Annotated in this window: 16 protein-coding genes; 9 read left to right on the forward strand and 7 right to left on the reverse strand. The window is 60.9% G+C overall.

Annotated elements, in window-relative coordinates; all coding sequences use genetic code 11:
- The first annotated feature begins 48 nt into the window (after window positions 1–48).
- Together SynPROS71_RS04665 and SynPROS71_RS04670 are read left to right on the forward strand one after the other, a co-directional pair.
- Window positions 49–1,302, forward strand: a complete 1,254-nt coding sequence (locus tag SynPROS71_RS04665) for a carbohydrate porin (protein ID WP_186597016.1) — start codon at window positions 49–51, stop codon at window positions 1,300–1,302.
- A 56-nt stretch (window positions 1,303–1,358) separates the two neighbouring features.
- Window positions 1,359–2,690 (forward strand): FAD-binding oxidoreductase, encoded by a 1,332-nt coding sequence (locus tag SynPROS71_RS04670; protein ID WP_186597018.1) that lies wholly within the window; start codon window positions 1,359–1,361, stop codon window positions 2,688–2,690.
- Between the two features lie 30 nt (window positions 2,691–2,720).
- On the opposite strand, the gene SynPROS71_RS04675 is transcribed toward SynPROS71_RS04670, so the two are convergent.
- Together SynPROS71_RS04675 and SynPROS71_RS04680 are read right to left on the reverse strand one after the other, a co-directional pair.
- On the reverse strand, window positions 2,721–3,503 hold the full coding sequence (locus SynPROS71_RS04675; RefSeq protein WP_186597020.1) for a PhzF family phenazine biosynthesis protein: 783 nt from the start codon (window positions 3,501–3,503) through the stop codon (window positions 2,721–2,723).
- Complete coding sequence (locus SynPROS71_RS04680) at window positions 3,500–3,703, reverse strand: hypothetical protein (RefSeq protein ID WP_186597022.1); 204 nt, start codon at window positions 3,701–3,703, stop codon at window positions 3,500–3,502. Before SynPROS71_RS04680 ends, SynPROS71_RS04675 begins: the two co-directional genes overlap by 4 nt.
- Window positions 3,704–3,790: 87 nt before the next feature.
- Here SynPROS71_RS04680 and SynPROS71_RS04685 point away from each other — a divergent pair, with 87 nt between their 5' ends.
- Both SynPROS71_RS04685 and SynPROS71_RS04690 read left to right on the forward strand, forming a co-directional pair.
- Window positions 3,791–4,456, forward strand: a complete 666-nt coding sequence (locus tag SynPROS71_RS04685; RefSeq protein ID WP_186597873.1) for an SDR family oxidoreductase — start codon at window positions 3,791–3,793, stop codon at window positions 4,454–4,456.
- A 16-nt stretch (window positions 4,457–4,472) separates the two neighbouring features.
- Complete coding sequence (locus SynPROS71_RS04690) at window positions 4,473–5,261, forward strand: J domain-containing protein (protein WP_186597024.1); 789 nt, start codon at window positions 4,473–4,475, stop codon at window positions 5,259–5,261.
- Here SynPROS71_RS04690 and SynPROS71_RS04695 read toward each other — a convergent pair.
- Together SynPROS71_RS04695 and SynPROS71_RS04700 are read right to left on the reverse strand one after the other, a co-directional pair.
- Window positions 5,243–6,046, reverse strand: a complete 804-nt coding sequence (locus tag SynPROS71_RS04695) for an alpha/beta fold hydrolase (RefSeq protein ID WP_255442382.1) — start codon at window positions 6,044–6,046, stop codon at window positions 5,243–5,245. The two genes, SynPROS71_RS04690 and SynPROS71_RS04695, sit on opposite strands and share 19 nt — an antisense overlap.
- A 13-nt stretch (window positions 6,047–6,059) precedes the next feature.
- Window positions 6,060–6,224: a hypothetical protein gene (locus SynPROS71_RS04700; protein WP_011932767.1), complete on the reverse strand. Its 165-nt coding sequence runs from the start codon at window positions 6,222–6,224 to the stop codon at window positions 6,060–6,062.
- A 133-nt stretch (window positions 6,225–6,357) separates the two neighbouring features.
- Between SynPROS71_RS04700 and SynPROS71_RS04705 the strand changes: the two genes are divergently transcribed.
- Entirely contained in the window at window positions 6,358–6,648 is a 291-nt protein-coding gene (locus tag SynPROS71_RS04705) for a hypothetical protein (RefSeq protein WP_255442383.1), read from the forward strand.
- Window positions 6,649–6,654: 6 nt separating this feature from the next.
- On the opposite strand, the gene SynPROS71_RS04710 is transcribed toward SynPROS71_RS04705, so the two are convergent.
- Window positions 6,655–7,044, reverse strand: a complete 390-nt coding sequence (locus SynPROS71_RS04710; protein WP_186597026.1) for a putative quinol monooxygenase — start codon at window positions 7,042–7,044, stop codon at window positions 6,655–6,657.
- A 22-nt stretch (window positions 7,045–7,066) separates the two neighbouring features.
- The gene (locus SynPROS71_RS04715; protein WP_186597028.1) at window positions 7,067–7,432 is read right to left on the reverse strand and encodes a hypothetical protein; all 366 of its coding nucleotides are present in this window, start codon (window positions 7,430–7,432) and stop codon (window positions 7,067–7,069) included.
- Window positions 7,433–7,555: 123 nt separating this feature from the next.
- Between SynPROS71_RS04715 and SynPROS71_RS04720 the strand changes: the two genes are divergently transcribed.
- Window positions 7,556–7,981, forward strand: a complete 426-nt coding sequence (locus SynPROS71_RS04720) for a DoxX family protein (RefSeq protein ID WP_186597030.1) — start codon at window positions 7,556–7,558, stop codon at window positions 7,979–7,981.
- 185 nt (window positions 7,982–8,166) lie between these two features.
- Here the strand turns inward: SynPROS71_RS04720 and SynPROS71_RS04725 are convergent, their stop codons facing one another.
- On the reverse strand, window positions 8,167–9,909 hold the full coding sequence (locus SynPROS71_RS04725) for a gamma-glutamyltransferase family protein (protein ID WP_186597032.1): 1,743 nt from the start codon (window positions 9,907–9,909) through the stop codon (window positions 8,167–8,169).
- Between the two features lie 91 nt (window positions 9,910–10,000).
- Here SynPROS71_RS04725 and SynPROS71_RS04730 point away from each other — a divergent pair, with 91 nt between their 5' ends.
- The 3 genes from SynPROS71_RS04730 to SynPROS71_RS04740 all read left to right on the forward strand — a co-directional run bounded on the left by SynPROS71_RS04730 (window position 10,001) and on the right by SynPROS71_RS04740 (window position 15,179).
- A complete protein-coding gene (locus SynPROS71_RS04730; protein ID WP_186597034.1) occupies window positions 10,001–11,632 on the forward strand; it encodes an FAD-dependent oxidoreductase in 1,632 nt (543 codons plus the stop codon).
- A gap of 65 nt (window positions 11,633–11,697) precedes the next feature.
- On the forward strand, window positions 11,698–14,208 hold the full coding sequence (locus SynPROS71_RS04735) for a tyrosinase family protein (RefSeq protein ID WP_186597036.1): 2,511 nt from the start codon (window positions 11,698–11,700) through the stop codon (window positions 14,206–14,208).
- Entirely contained in the window at window positions 14,205–15,179 is a 975-nt protein-coding gene (locus SynPROS71_RS04740; RefSeq protein ID WP_186597038.1) for an SDR family NAD(P)-dependent oxidoreductase, read from the forward strand. Before SynPROS71_RS04735 ends, SynPROS71_RS04740 begins: the two co-directional genes overlap by 4 nt.
- Window positions 15,180–15,195: the final 16 nt, after the last annotated feature.

Genomic DNA, 15,195 nt, shown 5'->3' on the forward strand with positions numbered 1-15,195 from the left:
CTTCTGAAAAATCTTCTGGGGCTGGTTCTTGCATTGGCAGCGCCAGTGATGGCCCAGAGTCCTCCCCCTTCCGGTAACCCGGCAGCGTCCCAGAGCGCTCCTGGGACTGGAGAACTCGGGCGTTTGCTAGGGCTCCCTGAAGATGGGGCTCTCCGACTCAGTGGTGTTTGGGTGGGGAACGCTACGGAGCAGTGGTCTGGAGGATTTTCCAGGTCCACCGATGAAGCGCAGGAACTGCTTGTGGAGGCAAGCCTGGATCTGGGCAAAGCGATTGGTCTGGAGAACACCTGGATCTGGGTTCAGGGACTGCAGGTGAATGCCACGTCCAACGCCGGAACGGCCAGTGGCAGTGTTCAGGGCAGCAATAGCCTTGCGGCGGCGCCACCCCTGGACCGCACCGAGCTGTTCGAGTACGCCATCCGCAAGGACTTTTTTCAAGGGCGCCTGCGGGTTGTTGCCGGCAAGCAGTCGGCCAGCACTGTGTTCGCCAATATCAATCGGCCCGACGCCACCGACGATCCGCGCTACGAAGTCTCCAGCCTCACCAGTCTGGCCTTCACGCCGGTGTATTCCATGCCGACGCTTCTGGGTCGACTGCCCGGCTACACCAATTCAGCGCTTGGCCTGAGGTTCACCCTTCAGCCGGGATGGTTTGACGACCGCTCGTACTTGAGTGCGGGTGTGTTTGATGGACGGGGAGGGCTTGGCGCTGCCTCTGTGCAGACGGGATTGACGTCACCGTCGCTCAGCGGCCCACTGTTCAACATCATGGAAGTGGGAAGCGGTTGGCTCGTCGGCGATGCCCGTAAACCCGGCTCCTTTGGTGTGGGTGTGTGGTCTCAGGGGGGCGAGTCCTTGCTGTGCGATCACAACAACCCTCAGCAGTGCATCAGCGACCTGGGTGCCTGGGGGATGTACGTGCTGTTGGATCAGCGCCTCTCCAGTTTTCGATCGGATCAAGACAGCAGCGGCGTTAATGCATTCGTCAGCGCTGGTTGGTCGCCATCGATCACCAATCAGATGAATGCGTCGATCACCGGAGGATTCACGTTGCAGGGGCCTCTTGAGGCGCGTCCGAACGACAGCCTTGGCGTGGGTCTTTCATGGGCTCGCCTCAACACCCGCGGCTTTCTCTCCGAGACTTACAACTCCCATGAATTGATGCTGCAGGGATATGCCCAGATCGCTCTGGCGGAGGCCCTCTTCCTTCAGCCCACCATCACGCTGCTGCCCCGTGTTGGCTACAAAGATGCAGGCAATGATTCTTTGAGCGGACTGCTGCAGCTCACCATGTTGTTTTGACGGCAACCGTGGTTGTTTTGCTATCGAGAGGTCGGCGGTACTGACGGCAGCGCTCGATGGAGCTTCACCAAGGCGAAACGGCCTATGAGACCGCGCTGGCGGTACTGTTCAACGGCGATGCCGCTGCAGCCCATCCGGCCTCCATCGCCCAGCCTCGCGATGAGCAGGAGGTTGCGGCCTTCGTTCGACAAGCCTGCGCACAGAAGCGACCTCTGCGGGTGCGCAGCGGCGGCCACAGTCGCTTCTGCAGTGGTGACGGTGCCCTGATGCTGGATCTGGCGGCTCATCTGAGGAACGTCACGGTCAGTGGAGATTTGGTGACGGTGCAGGGGGGCTCCGGTGTTGGGGCCGTTCTCCAGGCTTTAGCTCCCCACAATCAGATGGTGCCCGTGGGGACGCATGCAACGCCGGGCTTCGGGTTGTTGACCATGGGTGGCATCGGTCACCTCAGCCGCAGTTTCGGCCTCACCCTCGATTGTGTGGTGGCGATGCGTGGAGTGCGTGCCAATGGAGAGCTGTTCGAAATTCGAGCCGAAGAGGCTGATGGATCGGAGGTTTGGCGACTGTTGCGCGGCGCGGCGCCTTTTCTGGCGGTGATCACGGAGGCGACCTTGCGCGCCTATCCCCGTCGCCCCCTGCATGTGATCCGACAGCTCAACGCCCTCCCATCCCTTGTGGATGCCCTTAACTGCGCCGAGAGCTTGCCGCGGCAGATTGCCTGCTCGTTCGTGCTTGGTGTCCCCCCCGACCAGGAGCAAGCGCAGCTGATGCGTTACGTGGTGCTCCAGGAGGGCGATGAGTCGTTGCTGCCGGCCTTTCTGAATGAGGGCCAGGAGTGCTGGCATGACCATGTGGCGGGCCAGGAGTGGCTGCCCGATTTCAATCTCCCTGATCGAAACGGTGTGCTGCCGCCTGAACCACCGGTGGAGCCTGATCGCTTTCGCCGCCTGCGCTCCTGGATCTACACCGTGAGTGTGCCGTCAGGCCTGAGTCACGAGCTGGCACCTCGCCTTGAGGATGCGATGCGGAAGGCGCCGAATCGGCTCTGCCGCATTGATCTCCAGCACATCGGAGGAGCCGTCGCCGACCGGCCGATGGCCAGCAGCCTATACCGGGGCCGTCATGCGCAGTGGTCGATTGTGATCTCCGGCTTCTGGTCGGCGGGCGATGCTCTGAATCAGCAGGCCGCCTGCCGTTGGGCGGATGCGGTGTTCGATGCATTGGAGTCGTTGGCTTGCCACGTCTACCTGGTGGAGCGGCATCCGGGCACGATCCGCTACCAGCGGGAGTTGGAGCTCGCCTACGGCTCTGATCTACCCCGGCTGCGGCAGATGAAGAAACAGTGGGATCCCGACGGGCTGCTGCCATCTCTCGATCCCCCTTCTTAATCGCCGTTCGCTGGGTGGTATTGCTGGTGATCACACCTGGATGGTGCCGCTCAGGTAAGGAATCACCCGCCCACTGATCAGCACCCGCTCTCCCTGAAGCGTGCAGCGCAGCGAGCCACCTCGGGCGGAGAGCTGTTGGGCGTTGAGCACGGTCTTGCCGAGTGTTTCGCACCAGTAGGGGGTGAGGCTGCAGTGGGCGGACCCGGTCACGGGGTCTTCAGGAATGCCGCACCCCGGAGCGAAGAAACGGCTCACGATGTCAACGTGTTTGCCTGGAGCGGTGGCGATCAAGCCTCGCCCCGGGAGGGCGGCCACGCGCTCCGGATCTGGCTGCAGTGTTCGAATCGTGTCTTCATCAGCGAACACGGCGATCAGATCCACCCCCTGCAGGCAGCTCTGGGGTGTGGCGCCGATGGCCTCGTGCAGGCCTGCTGGCGGCAGGCATGGTTGAGCCCGCTGCACTGGAAAGTCGAGGGTGATTCGATCCCCATCGCGGTGCACGCTGAGGGGACCACTGCGCGATTGAAACAGCAGGATGTCCCGTTGCGGTTCCCGGCGGAACACCACAGCGGCCGCCGCCAGGGTGGCGTGGCCACAGAGATCCACCTCACAGCTCGGGGTAAACCAGCGCAGTTGATAGCGTCCCCCAGCGCCAACAAGGAACGCCGTTTCCGACAGGTTGTTTTCCGTGGCGATCGCCTGCATCAGTTGATCCGGAAGCCAGGCGTCCAGGCAACACACGGCGGCGGGATTTCCCTGAAACGGTGCCTCCGCGAAGGCGGCCAGCTGCTCAATCGCAATCCGAGTGCTCATGGCTCGCTCGGCTCCTCTGTGTCGCTTGCAGCCCGGGATCGTTCCACCTGGATGAAGGCCAACCAGGCCAGAGCCGCCAGGCCTGCCCCCAGCCAGTCATTGCGGAGCGCTTCCACAAGAGCTGCGGTGCTGGCGGCAATGCGCAGTGCCCGCAGCAGCAGCTTGATCAGCGGAGGTCGGGCAGGTGGTTCAACGGTCATCAATCCAGGCCTGGATCGCGCTATTCAAAGCCTCTCCTAGCGATGGAGCCGCTGCATGGGCAGGATGTGGGGGGTTGCTTCGCGTTGATGGCGTCGGTTCTCGTCACAGGATCCAATCGCGGCATTGGCCTGGAGTACTGCCGTCAGTTGCGGGAGCGTGGCTTCGATGTGATTGCCGTGTGCCGGGAGCCTTCGCCGGAGCTGCAGGCTCTTGATGTGCGCGTTGAGGCCGGTTTGGATCAGTCGGACCCAGGGATGCCCGCGGACTTAACCCGCCGTCTCGATGGCCTGTCTCTGCACTGGGTGATTCTCAATGCCGGCATGCTGGAGTCGATCGGGTTCGACCAGCTGGACGAGGCCTCCATCCGCCGTCAGTTCGAGGTGAATGCTCTCGCCCCGCTGCGGCTCGTGAGGGCGCTGGTGGGACAGATGCCCAGTGGCGGCAAGCTGGCGTTGATGAGCAGCCGCATGGCCTCCATCGACGACAACACCTCCGGTGGCTCCTACGGCTACCGCATGTCGAAAGCGGCGCTTAACAGCGCTGGCAAGTCGTTGGCGCATGACCTGCGATCGCGGGGCATCGCCGTGGCCATCCTGCATCCAGGGCTGGTGAGCACCCGCATGATCGGTTTCAATCCCAGGAGCATCAGCCCTGAGCAAGCCGTGAGCGGTTTGCTGGCGCGCATTGATGCGCTCAATCTCGACACCAGCGGCACGTTCTGGCACGCCAATGGTGAGGTGCTTCCTTGGTGAGCTGGGAGCGCAAGTGATGGGGTTCGATCCGCGCCACTGGTCGCCCCAACGTGAGACGACATCCTGGGAGAGCTCAGCGTCTCGTCAGCGGGTGACGAGCAATGTGGAGGCACTTCTCCGCGAGAACGATGCCCTTCGAAGGGAAGTTGAGCGTTTGCAGCAGGAGCTCGAGCGCGCGCGTCGTTCCCAGTGGCAGCAGCCCACAGCCCAGGCTCCTGCACGGATTCGTGCAGCGCAGGTCCAGGCGTGGGGTGTGGCCTTGGCCAGTCAGCCGGGATGGAGCCAGCTCCGCCAAGGTGCTCTTGAACTGCTGATCGACCAGCTCAACCGCAACAGCTTCCCGTCTCGCTTGAGCCTGCAGCAGCGGCTGGATCGTCTGGTGAGCGGCTTGGGGACCGATCTGCTCGCTGCAGTCGGACCTAGAACAACCAAGAAAACAGCTGCGGTACTGGCCGCTTTCGCGCTCTATGGCGTGCGCGCCAGCGAATGGCTTGATGAGGATCCGGCGCGGGTTGTGAGCGAGCTTCATCAGCGCCAGACCCAGGCCAGTCGTCGCCAGACCCGGCGCACCCGCAGTGACCGGCGCACCCGCAGTGATCGGCGCACAACAGATCGCGAGCCTGCAGCCGCTTCAGGGAACGGGGAGGAAGAGGCGCTGGCGGTGCTGGGCTTGAGGCTGGGAGCAACCCAGGAGCAGATCAAGCAGGCCTTCCGCCGCCTGGTGAAGCGTCATCATCCGGATGTGGGTGGATCGGCAAGTGCTTTCCGCCGTGTGAACGAGGCCTATCAGCAGTTGGTGGCCTGAAGCCAGCCCTGCACGCAGGCCACGCAGGCAGCACTGGATTCGTAAGGCAGCACGTTGCGGCCATCGAGCGTGGCGATGGCTGCGTCTGGAAGCTTGCGGCGGTAGGTGTCCAGGCGTTCTGAAACATCATCCCAGCTGCGGGAGCGGCCGATGCCAGTGGCCGACTGGCCGAACACCACTTGCACCGGAACCGTGAGGCCTGTGAACTGGGGTTCCCAGTTGCTTCGCCAGAAGCCTGCCAGAAAGGAGAACACGGCCCAACGGCTCTCCATGGCTCGCGAGCCTGCCTGCAACGTCTCCAACCATTCGTCGTCGACAGCGCTCGGCTCAGCGAAGAGGTTGTTGCGCGAGAAGGATGCGAGGAAACCGCGGCGGCGGGCATAGCGATAGAACAAACTGCCCAGCGGACCACTGAATAGCAGCGTCCACAGCTGTTGGGCTCGCTTCTGCGGGAACGGTTCCGATAGCACGCGCCAGCCCGGTGGGCTGATAGCCACCAGCGCCACCACCAGTTCAGGCGCTTGCGCCTGCAGGGCCAGGGCAATCGGCAGGGACGCTCCCTGGGAGATGAGCACGACGGGCTCGGCTCCCCGTTCCTTCAGGTTGGAAATTAAAGGCTTGGCCCAGTCGTCAGGAGTGAGTGGCTGTGGCGGGCAGGGAGCATGGCCGCAACCGAGGAGATCGGGTGCCAGCAGCATGCGTTCTGGCTCCAGGGTTCTCCAGTGCTGGATGAACCGGTCCCAGAAGCGGCTGGAGAGACCAACGCCAATTGGGTGGATCAGCAACAGCGGGGTGTTGCTACCCAGGGCGCTGCTCCTGCTGGCGCAGGGTTTCGTAGGCCTGCCAGAGACCGTTCACTTCTGCGCAATGGGAGTCGCGATCGCAGACGCGGTAACGACCATTGCCGACGGCATCGATGGTGGATCCGCGGGAGGTGGCGCAGATGCGGCTGACAAACGCCATGGGCTTGAAGCGAATGGAACCGGTTTACGCGTTGGCCTGCTCCTTTCTCCAAGGAAATTTCATTTCGACATCACTCCTGGAAAAGAAAAATCTCCAGGGTGGGGTTGATCGGCCGCTGGCGACGCGGTTCACAATGAACCCAACGCTTCTGCTCGAGATGTCCAACGCCCGCGACATGATCAACGCCCATCTGTTCCCGGTGCTGGGACTGATCGCCACAGCCAGTTCGGTGTCGATCGCACTGTCGTTGCGGCCGATTGCCGAACAATCCTCGCGTTGGAACACCTGCTACAGCGACAGCCTGGCCTGGTACCAGGCCAACAAGCCTGATTGGACGATTCAAGACAAGGAGGTGTTCGCCTCCAATTTCTGCAACGGCGGCGTGCCAGTGAAGCCAGGAGCTGGATTTCAGTTGGCGCGTTGATGTCCGCTACACCCGGCTGTACCCCAGTTGGGTTTCAAAAATCTTCAGGGGAAGACCGAAGGACTGCATCAAGGTGCGGCATTCGTCTCCCACCGTTCCGTACACCTCCACCCTGAAGTCGTCGCCCAGTTCGGCGTGCTTCTGCAGGTACTCCTGAACCGGAGGATTCGACACGTGCGCGGCAAAGGCGGCGTCGTTGGCATACAGCTCTGACCACACAAAGGCCTGTGGGTCATCGGGATCCTGATCGAAGGTGTGATGGAGCATTCCCGGTTCGCTGGCCTGCACTGCAGCGTCAGTGGCTCGCGCCAGCTCGAGATAGGCCTCCACACAGTTGGGCTTCACGTGAATGCGTGCCAGCAGCATGAATGGCGTGTTCTTGTCGAAGCTGGCCATGGCTTGAGATTCAGTTCAACGATCATCGCCGGCGGCCGAGCACCGTGCGCTTCACCACGCCGTCCTCCTTCTGGTAGAGCACCAGATCGTCTTTCTCGAGGGTGTAGTAACGCCGAACTCCATCGGTGCGGTATTCGCGGTTGAAGGGCACCACCCAGGAGGTGCCCTTCGCCAACACATAGGTGAGTTCCGACTGATCGGCGCTGAGGCAGAACCGCACCTTTTGGTCCTTGTAAAGCCCCACATCACTCACAAAGGGCGCCTGGAAGTAGTCGCAGGAGTGGGCCCGTTGGTATTCCTGCTTGATGTTCGCCAGAGCCTGTTCAGGCACGACTGCACCGAGCAGCAGGGTCCCGAGCAGGAAGGGGAGGAACGGTGATCGCCCCATGGCATTGACAGTGCAAGGGATTTGAGCCTTTGTAGCGGCTTCTGCTGCTGCCTGCAGTGAGGCAGGGCCGGGTTCTAGGGTTCGATCCGCTACAGAACCGGTTGGTCCGTTTCTCTGATCGAGATGTTCAATTCCCTGGCTCCCTCCAAGGCGCTCGACTTCTTGGGCCGGCTGTGTCTGGCAGCGGTGTTCGTGAATGCCCTCCCGGGCAAGGTCAGTGGCTTTGCGGCCACAGCTGCCTTGATCGCCTCGAAGGGGATTGCCGAACCCCTGGCCGGAGTGCTGCTGGTGGCTGCGATCGTGATCCTGATCGCTGGCTCGTTGCTGCTGGTGTTCGGAACGAACACCCGTCTGGGTGCCTCATTGCTGCTGGTGTTTCTCGTCCCCACCACCCTGATTTTTCACACCTTTCCGGTGGATGCCAGCTTCTTCATGAACCTGGCCCTGATCGGCGCTTTGGTTCTGGCGATCACCCGCTCCACCGGCGCAGCCGTTCCTAATTTCCGCGATGTTCGGGTCCGGGATGGCATGAAGGCCCTGCGTCGCTGACCTGGCTGATGACCATTCCGTTTGGCGAGCCCGAACCCAGCGATGGCCTGCTCAGCAAGTCGGTGGCATCAACGCGCTTGCGTGACTGGTAGCAGGCCCGGTTGCGGCAGTTGGCGGCTGCTCAGCGCATCCAGGATGCGAGGGCTCTGCGCAGTGAATTCCTGATCGAGTGAGCCCCCGGCGCCTCAGGGCAGGGCCAGGGCTGTTCCTTCCCGCCGAGGGTCGGCGGCTCCATGCCAGCGATCGCCAATGCGTTGCAGCAGGCCAATGCCGCTGCCCAGGGTCTGGGAGCGCAACTTGCGGCCCGGTAAATCAAGTTGATTGGGATCGATGGGCCAGGGGAGCGGCGGTTCCTTCTCGATCACAAGACTGTCTCCCTGGGGAGATAGCAAAGGCAGGCCGACCGATCGCTTTGGAGGTTCCGCCCATTGCAGTGCGGCCAGCAGCACCCGGCTGATGGTGTGCGGGATCCGCTTTCCCCCCGGGCTGCCCAGGGCCAGGACCGGTTGGTGGTCGTTGAAGACGATCGTTGGCGCCATCGACGACACCGGCCTGCGCCCTGGCCGGCGTCGGTTGGCCACGGGGAGGCCCCCGACGACGGGTCGCCAGTCGAAGTCGGTGAGTTGGTTGTTCATCACCATGCCCTCCACCAGATTGCGGCTGCCGAAGACGGTTTCCACTGTTGTGGTGTAGCTGGCGATGTTGCCTTCACCGTCCACGATCGTGACCTGGGAGGTGCCCAGTTCGGTGCCGGGCCCGGAGCGACCGAAGGGGAACTGCTTCATCCCTGGGGGCAGACCAGGCTGCGGCAAGCGTTCGGGTGAGGCCTGCATGGCCTGGGTACGGGCCTGGACGTAACTCGGATCCAGCAGTCCCTGGATGGGAACGGTTCCATCAATCGGATCGTGCACCCAATAGAGGCGATCGGCATCGGCCCAGGATTCCGCCAGGGCCAGATGGCGCCAGCTTTGTGGGAGGGATGGATCGTTGAAGCCGCCGGTCGCCTCGAGCAGGGCCAGGGTCTGCAGCACCGCCAGCCCGCCGCTGCTCGGCGGGGGCACCGTGCAGACGCGGTGCTTCATCAGCATCCGGCAAAGGGGGGCTCGGCGCTCTACGGCATAGGAGGCAAGATCCGTGGCACTCCAGCCTTTGAAGTTGGGGGACTGAACCTTCAGGGCGTTCACCCCGTGCTGAATCCGTTGGGCCAGCGGGCCTTCGTAAAAGGCGCGCCCCCCCTCCTGGGCCAGGGTCTCCAGGGTGTGGGCCAGAGCCTGGTTGCGGAACAGACGGCCGGCTGGCAACGGTGTTCCGCCAGGCAGATACAGCTGTTGGAAGGCCGGGTTGTGGGTTGCGCCGAGGCGCTGGGCCAGGGCTACGGAGCGGCGCAGCCGCGGGCTGGGAAGGAAGCCTTCCCGGGCCAGACGGATGGCGGGCTCAAGGGTGCTGGACCAGGGGCGTTGCCCCAACTGTTGATGGGCTTCCCAGAGCAGGGCCACGGTGCCAGGCACGCCGATCGCATCCGGATTGCGGGTGGCTGCCCGATAGGAGAGCGGTTCTCCTGACGGCTGAAGCAGGTCGTCGCTGCGGCTGCGTTCCGGTGCGGTTTCACGGCCATCGAACACCTCCAGCGCCTGACGACGGGAATCCCAGTGCAGCAGGAAACCTCCACCTCCGAGCCCGGAACTCTGCGGTTCTGCAACGGCCAGCACCGCCTGCGCTGCAACCAGGGCATCCACGGCATGGCCACCGCTGGCAAGAACGCCCAGAGCGGCTTTGCTGGCCAGGGGGTTGGCGGTGACGACCACGGCCGAGCCGGCAGCCGTGGAGATGCTTTTTTTGCGTGTGTCCGCCTGCTCGGGATCATCGCGACTCACCGGAGCTGCGCTCACGGGGCTGAGCGAGAGCAACAGCAGCAGGGCGCCAATCATCAAGGTGGGGCGGGGATCGGGACAAGCTCTGGCGGAGTCTGGCGCCTGCACTGCCTAGCCTGGGGATTGGGATCGGCTGCAGGAGCGGACCATGACAGATGCAGGCCCATCGACTCCCAACCCGTCGCATGTGGTGGTGATCGGCGCGGGGTGGGCCGGCTGGGGTGCCACCAAGGCTCTCTGTGAAGCCGGGGTGCGGGTGACGCTGCTGGATGGGATGGCGGATCCCACGGGCAGCACACCCCTCACCACCACCAGAGGCAAACCTTTTGAAGCCGGCACTCGCGGGTTCTGGAAGGACTACCCCAACATCAATGCCCTCACCGCTGAGCTGGGGCTCAGCAATGTGTTCACGGAGTTCACCACCAGCGCCTTCTGGTCACCCGATGGACTGGAGGCCACAGCTCCGGTGTTCGGCGATGCGCTGCGTTGGCCCAGTCCCATCGGGCAGGTGCTGGCCACCACGACCAATTTCAAACGCCTTCCCGTGGCTGATCGCCTCAGCATTGCCGGGCTCCTCTACGCGATGCTCGATCTCAACCGCAGCGACGCGGTGTTCGAGCGCTACGACAACCTCGATGCGCTGACGCTGTTCCGAAGCCTCGGAATCAGTGAGCGGATGATCAACGATTTCCTCCGTCCCACGCTTCTGGTGGGCTTGTTCAAGCCGCCGGAGGACTTGTCGGCGGCGGTGACGATGGAGCTTCTTTACTACTACTCCTTTGCCCATCAGGATTCCTTCGATGTGCGCTGGATCCGCTCCAGCACCATTGCCGAACAGCTGATTGCCCCCTTGGCGCAGCAGCTGATCGATCGCCATGGTCTGCAGGTGCTCGGCGGCACGCTGGCCACAGGTTTGAACCTCCATCCAGATACCAAGGCCGTTGCGTCGGTGCAAACCCGTGCTGTGGCGACGGGTGAAAACGCCATGATCGACGGAGTGGATGCGGTGGTGCTCACGGTGGGTGCCAAGGGGATGGGCGCACTGATGGCACAGTCGCCAGCCTGTGCCGCTGCAGCCCCTGAACTGGTGGATGCCGGCAGTCTCGGGGCCATTGACGTGGTGTCGGTGCGGTTGTGGCTGGACGCCTACGTGGAGGTTGCGGATCCCGCCAATGTGTTCTCCCGATTCGAGGCCTTGCAGGGGGCTGGTGGCACCTTCTTCATGCTCGATCAGCTGCAGCAGCAGACGGAAGCTGCGCTGTGGGGGGGAGAGCCACCGCGGGGATCAGTGATCGCCAGTGACTTCTACAACGCCACAGCGATTGCGGCTCTGAGCGATGAAGCGATCGTGGCGTTGTTGATGCGTGAGCTCCTGCCGGTGGCCAATCCCGCCTTTCACACCGCCAATGTGCTGGAGGCTGAGGTGCGCCGCTACCCGGGGTCGGTGGCTTGGTTCTCTCCAGGGAGCTTCCGGAAGCGGCCGCCGTTGGAGACGGCGATTCCTTCACTGGTCTGCGCCGGCGACTGGGTACGAATGGGGGCGCGGGAATTTGGTGCCAAAGGGCTTTGCCAGGAGCGGGCCTATGTGTGTGGGCTGGAAGCTGCCAATTCCTTGCTGCGACGGGGGGTGGTGCGAAGCGCCGATCCTGGCGGCAGGGCTCAGCACCGGGTGATTGCGATCCGGCCCGATGAACCCCAGGTGCTGCTGGGGCGCTCACTCAATGCCCAGGTGATGAACACGGCGGACGCCTTGGGCTTGCGTTGGCCCTGGTTGGCATAACGAGGCTTGAAGCCATGGCTGAGCCAACAAGCGATGGCTAGTTTTTAGAAAGTTTCAGTTGAGCTGTGAATTTCGCGCAACTTCTGTCCAGGTTTGCAGAGCCTGAAAGCCGCAGTCTTGAAACTTCGAATTCAGAACGGGTGCGTCACAATGTTGAGACGCCAGATGGAGCAAAGGCGCTTGCTCTGTTTGAGAAAGCTGTCGGGTTGATGAAGGAGAAGTCGGCTCTGAATCCAGGTGACCCACTGGGGTGGACCTACCAGGCTGGGATTCATGGTCTCTGGAATCTGGATGTTGAACAACCAGAGGCATTTAATGTTCAACAAAGCGAGAGATTTGTCGATTTTGCTGTAGAGAATGGATTTGATACCCGCGAAAATATGTTGAATGGAGATACGGTTCTTAATAACTGCACTCACTTCGCTGGTTTTTGGAATGGCTCTCGGAATTCGATTGTGCAAAGAACGACAGTCAGTGACGGAGCTCCTGCTAATTTCATGGCCTGGCATCGCTTGTATCTTCAGTATTTTGAGGAAATCGCCAGGGAAAATCTGCGGCTGAGCGGTGATCCTGATGCGGAAACATGGGCTCTTCCCTACTGGGCTTACTTAAACGAAGAGCAGACAGTGATGCCCAAGCTTCTTCGTGATCCAGAGTCGTCGTTGTATACCCCATACCGCAATCCCGGCTTCAATGCAGGGACGTCAATCAATGATCTTGGCGTTGGAGACATACAACCTGCATCCTGGTCTAGCACGGCTTTAAAGGGTTTGGGTGCAACTGGTTACTTGTCAATGGGAACACGGATTGAATATACCCCACACAATCAATTTCATCGGTTGTCTGGGTTGGATGGAGGCCTTTTCCCTGATGGAGATGGTCTGATGTTGCCCCCAGGGTCAGCCGCTTTCGATCCTGTTTTCTGGATCCATCATTCATTTATTGACAAAATCTGGAGCGCCTATAATAAGAAAGACAATGCTTTTTATGCATTTGAGTATGAATTTGACCAAACACCCTGGAACTATGCTTTTCTGACGCCTTCGCGAGATGGCAGTCTTCAAAAGGACGTGGTGTCGTCTTGGGGTGATGACTCGCCGAATGTCATCAGTAAAATCTACAATCCCGATTATTCGTACGACTATTTCGGAGCGCTTTCTAATCCTGTTGATGAAGCGGGTCCCAACAAAGTTCTGTCCATCCTTCAGTCTCCAGCGTTCCGGCCGATCGTCTCTGATATTGATTGGGGTATCGACGCCGAGGCGCGGTCAGCTGTTGTTCAAGACGGTCGTGAGCTGAGTTATTTTCAGTCGGTTATTCCCCTGACGATTGACGGACGCCAGCTGACCTACGAAGCCTATAGAGGTTTCGCTGGGGAAGATGCACCCTTTAATCTTGTCGCCAATATCAATTTCAAGTTGCCCTCTCCGCCAGCCTTTGCAAGATTTGTGTTGACGACTAAAGATATTGTGGAGGATGTGTCGTTCGAGGAGATTACATTCTTCGATATCATTAGACGAAACCGTGGTCTGTTCGTTCAGGATATGCCGATGGGCTCCATGTCGATGCCAATGGCTAAAACTGCAACGATGGATTTTGGATATAGTGATTATTCTTTCTTTGGTAATCCTAATATCGACACTGATGATCTCGTTGCTCCTGGTGATGAGATGGTCCTGCTGATGCTTTCCGATTCTGCTGACACTTCTGTGCAGTCTTTGTCGTTGGGGTTAACGGAAAATCTCAACAAAGCCTCAACCCGGGATTCGGATTTTGATTCTGCAGCCTATTTCTCTCAGTTCCCCGAGTTGCTGTTGAACCGTGAGGCAACCGAAGATCCAGAAGGGTATTACAACGCGAATGACAAGCCTCGCGGTGTGGTGGCTCCCGAAGTTAATTTCCGCGCCGCCGCTCTTGGCATGGCTTATCTCGCGGAAAATCCCGATTTGATCGAGCAATTGGAGAGTTCTTCTCCCTATGTGGCCGTTGCTGATTATCTCGATCAAGGCCTTAAGCAAGGGCGCTCACTCGGTGATGGGGCTTTGCGTTCTTCTCGGAACTATTTTCGCCGCGATCGTGAGTCGGATGCCGTGATTCTTGATCTCACATTGTTGCCTTTGGATGGTGAAGCAGTGGTGGATGTGGTGACAGGGCGTGAAGCTGATTTCGACTCGACGCTTGGTTTTTATCGCGTTGTTGATGATCTTGGCACGGTCGTGGTTGATGGAGTTCGTTATCAACCGGGTCACGCGGACTATGCGCGCATGGCAACCAGTAACGGCAATCGATTCGATCCGCTCACTGGTTTCAGTGCCAGTCAAGAGCGTGCAGAGCGCAGCACGGGGATTGGGTTGACTGCGGATACAGGCCGACTCGCCCCCTTTGCTGTTGTGAACGATCAAACATTGTTCACTTTCGCGGAGGCCAATGCAGACGGGCTTAACCATTTTCGTGTTCTCGCGCCCAATACACTCGGCTTTGAAGATTTCTTTGCTGGCGGTGATACCGACTTTGATGATGCGTTGGCATCCTTCCGTTTCACATTGCCAGGCGCTGATGAATTGCTGTTGGCATGAAGCGGATCCTGATCACCGGGGCTAGTTCCGGCATTGGCTTGGACGCCGCCCGCCGGTTGGTCTCCAGTGGTCATCAACTCACGCTCCTCTGCCGCAGCTCTGAGCGCGGCCAGCAGACGCACGCGCAATTGGTCGCAGCCGGTGCAACGCCCGGTCAGGTGACCTGCCTCGTTGCCGATCTGGCCGACCTGCGCAGTGTGCAGAGTGCCTGCGATCAGCTGCTGGATCGGGGTGAAGCCTTCGACGCTCTGGTGCTGAATGCCGGGCAGCAACGGGCGGGGGTCTCAGCGCCGGTGTGGTCGTCTCAGGGCATCGAAATCACCTTTGCTGTGAATCAGCTGGCCCACCAGCTGATCGCCACGGACTTGCTGCCGTTGTTGCGGGCTGGATCGCAGCCGCGGGTGGTGATCACCGCCTCTGATGTGCACAACCCTGCCACTGGCGGCGGGCGCGTGGGACAACCGGCGGATCTGGGTGACTTGGCAGGACTGCGGGCCGGTGCCGGTTTTGTGATGCTGGATGGCAACGCCCGTTTTGATGGCGACAAGGCTTACAAAGACAGCAAACTCTGCAATGTGTTGCTGGGGCTTGAACTCAACCGCCAGCTCGCGGGCGCCCTGCCTGTGCTCACCTGGAGCCCGGGGTTGGTGATCCAGCGCAGCCGTGAGGGTTTCTTCCGCTACAACCGCCAGAGCAATCCTGTGGGGATGGCGTTGTTCGCGTTGGTGGCGCGCGATCTGCTGCGGGTGACGGAATCGGTTGCAACGGCTGGCGGTTTGCTGGCGGATCTGATCACAGACTCTGCCTACGCTTCCCCTGGATTCAGCTACTGGAGCAACCGGTTGGTGCGCCCCGGCATGCATCGTTTTTCTGCCGTTCAGACCAGTGCTGCGGCAGCCGATCTGGCCAAGGCTGGTGAGCTGTGGCGTCTCTCGGAGGCGTTGATCCGCACGGCGTTGGCGCCACACTGAAGCAAACATGTCATTG

Source organism: Synechococcus sp. PROS-7-1, assembly GCF_014279795.1.
GTDB lineage: Bacteria > Cyanobacteriota > Cyanobacteriia > PCC-6307 > Cyanobiaceae > Synechococcus_C.

Coding starts and splice junctions, on each gene's coding strand:
- SynPROS71_RS04665 (WP_186597016.1), top strand. CDS start 49: ATGGCCCAGAGTCCTCCCCCTTCCGGTAACCCGGCAGCGTCCCAGAGC.
- SynPROS71_RS04670 (WP_186597018.1), top strand. CDS start 1,359: ATGGAGCTTCACCAAGGCGAAACGGCCTATGAGACCGCGCTGGCGGTA.
- SynPROS71_RS04675 (WP_186597020.1), bottom strand. CDS start 3,503: ATGAGCACTCGGATTGCGATTGAGCAGCTGGCCGCCTTCGCGGAGGCA.
- SynPROS71_RS04680 (WP_186597022.1), bottom strand. CDS start 3,703: ATGACCGTTGAACCACCTGCCCGACCTCCGCTGATCAAGCTGCTGCTG.
- SynPROS71_RS04685 (WP_186597873.1), top strand. CDS start 3,791: ATGGCGTCGGTTCTCGTCACAGGATCCAATCGCGGCATTGGCCTGGAG.
- SynPROS71_RS04690 (WP_186597024.1), top strand. CDS start 4,473: ATGGGGTTCGATCCGCGCCACTGGTCGCCCCAACGTGAGACGACATCC.
- SynPROS71_RS04700 (WP_011932767.1), bottom strand. CDS start 6,224: ATGGCGTTTGTCAGCCGCATCTGCGCCACCTCCCGCGGATCCACCATC.
- SynPROS71_RS04705 (WP_255442383.1), top strand. CDS start 6,358: ATGAACCCAACGCTTCTGCTCGAGATGTCCAACGCCCGCGACATGATC.
- SynPROS71_RS04710 (WP_186597026.1), bottom strand. CDS start 7,044: ATGGCCAGCTTCGACAAGAACACGCCATTCATGCTGCTGGCACGCATT.
- SynPROS71_RS04715 (WP_186597028.1), bottom strand. CDS start 7,432: ATGGGGCGATCACCGTTCCTCCCCTTCCTGCTCGGGACCCTGCTGCTC.
- SynPROS71_RS04720 (WP_186597030.1), top strand. CDS start 7,556: ATGTTCAATTCCCTGGCTCCCTCCAAGGCGCTCGACTTCTTGGGCCGG.
- SynPROS71_RS04725 (WP_186597032.1), bottom strand. CDS start 9,909: ATGATTGGCGCCCTGCTGCTGTTGCTCTCGCTCAGCCCCGTGAGCGCA.
- SynPROS71_RS04730 (WP_186597034.1), top strand. CDS start 10,001: ATGACAGATGCAGGCCCATCGACTCCCAACCCGTCGCATGTGGTGGTG.
- SynPROS71_RS04740 (WP_186597038.1), top strand. CDS start 14,205: ATGAAGCGGATCCTGATCACCGGGGCTAGTTCCGGCATTGGCTTGGAC.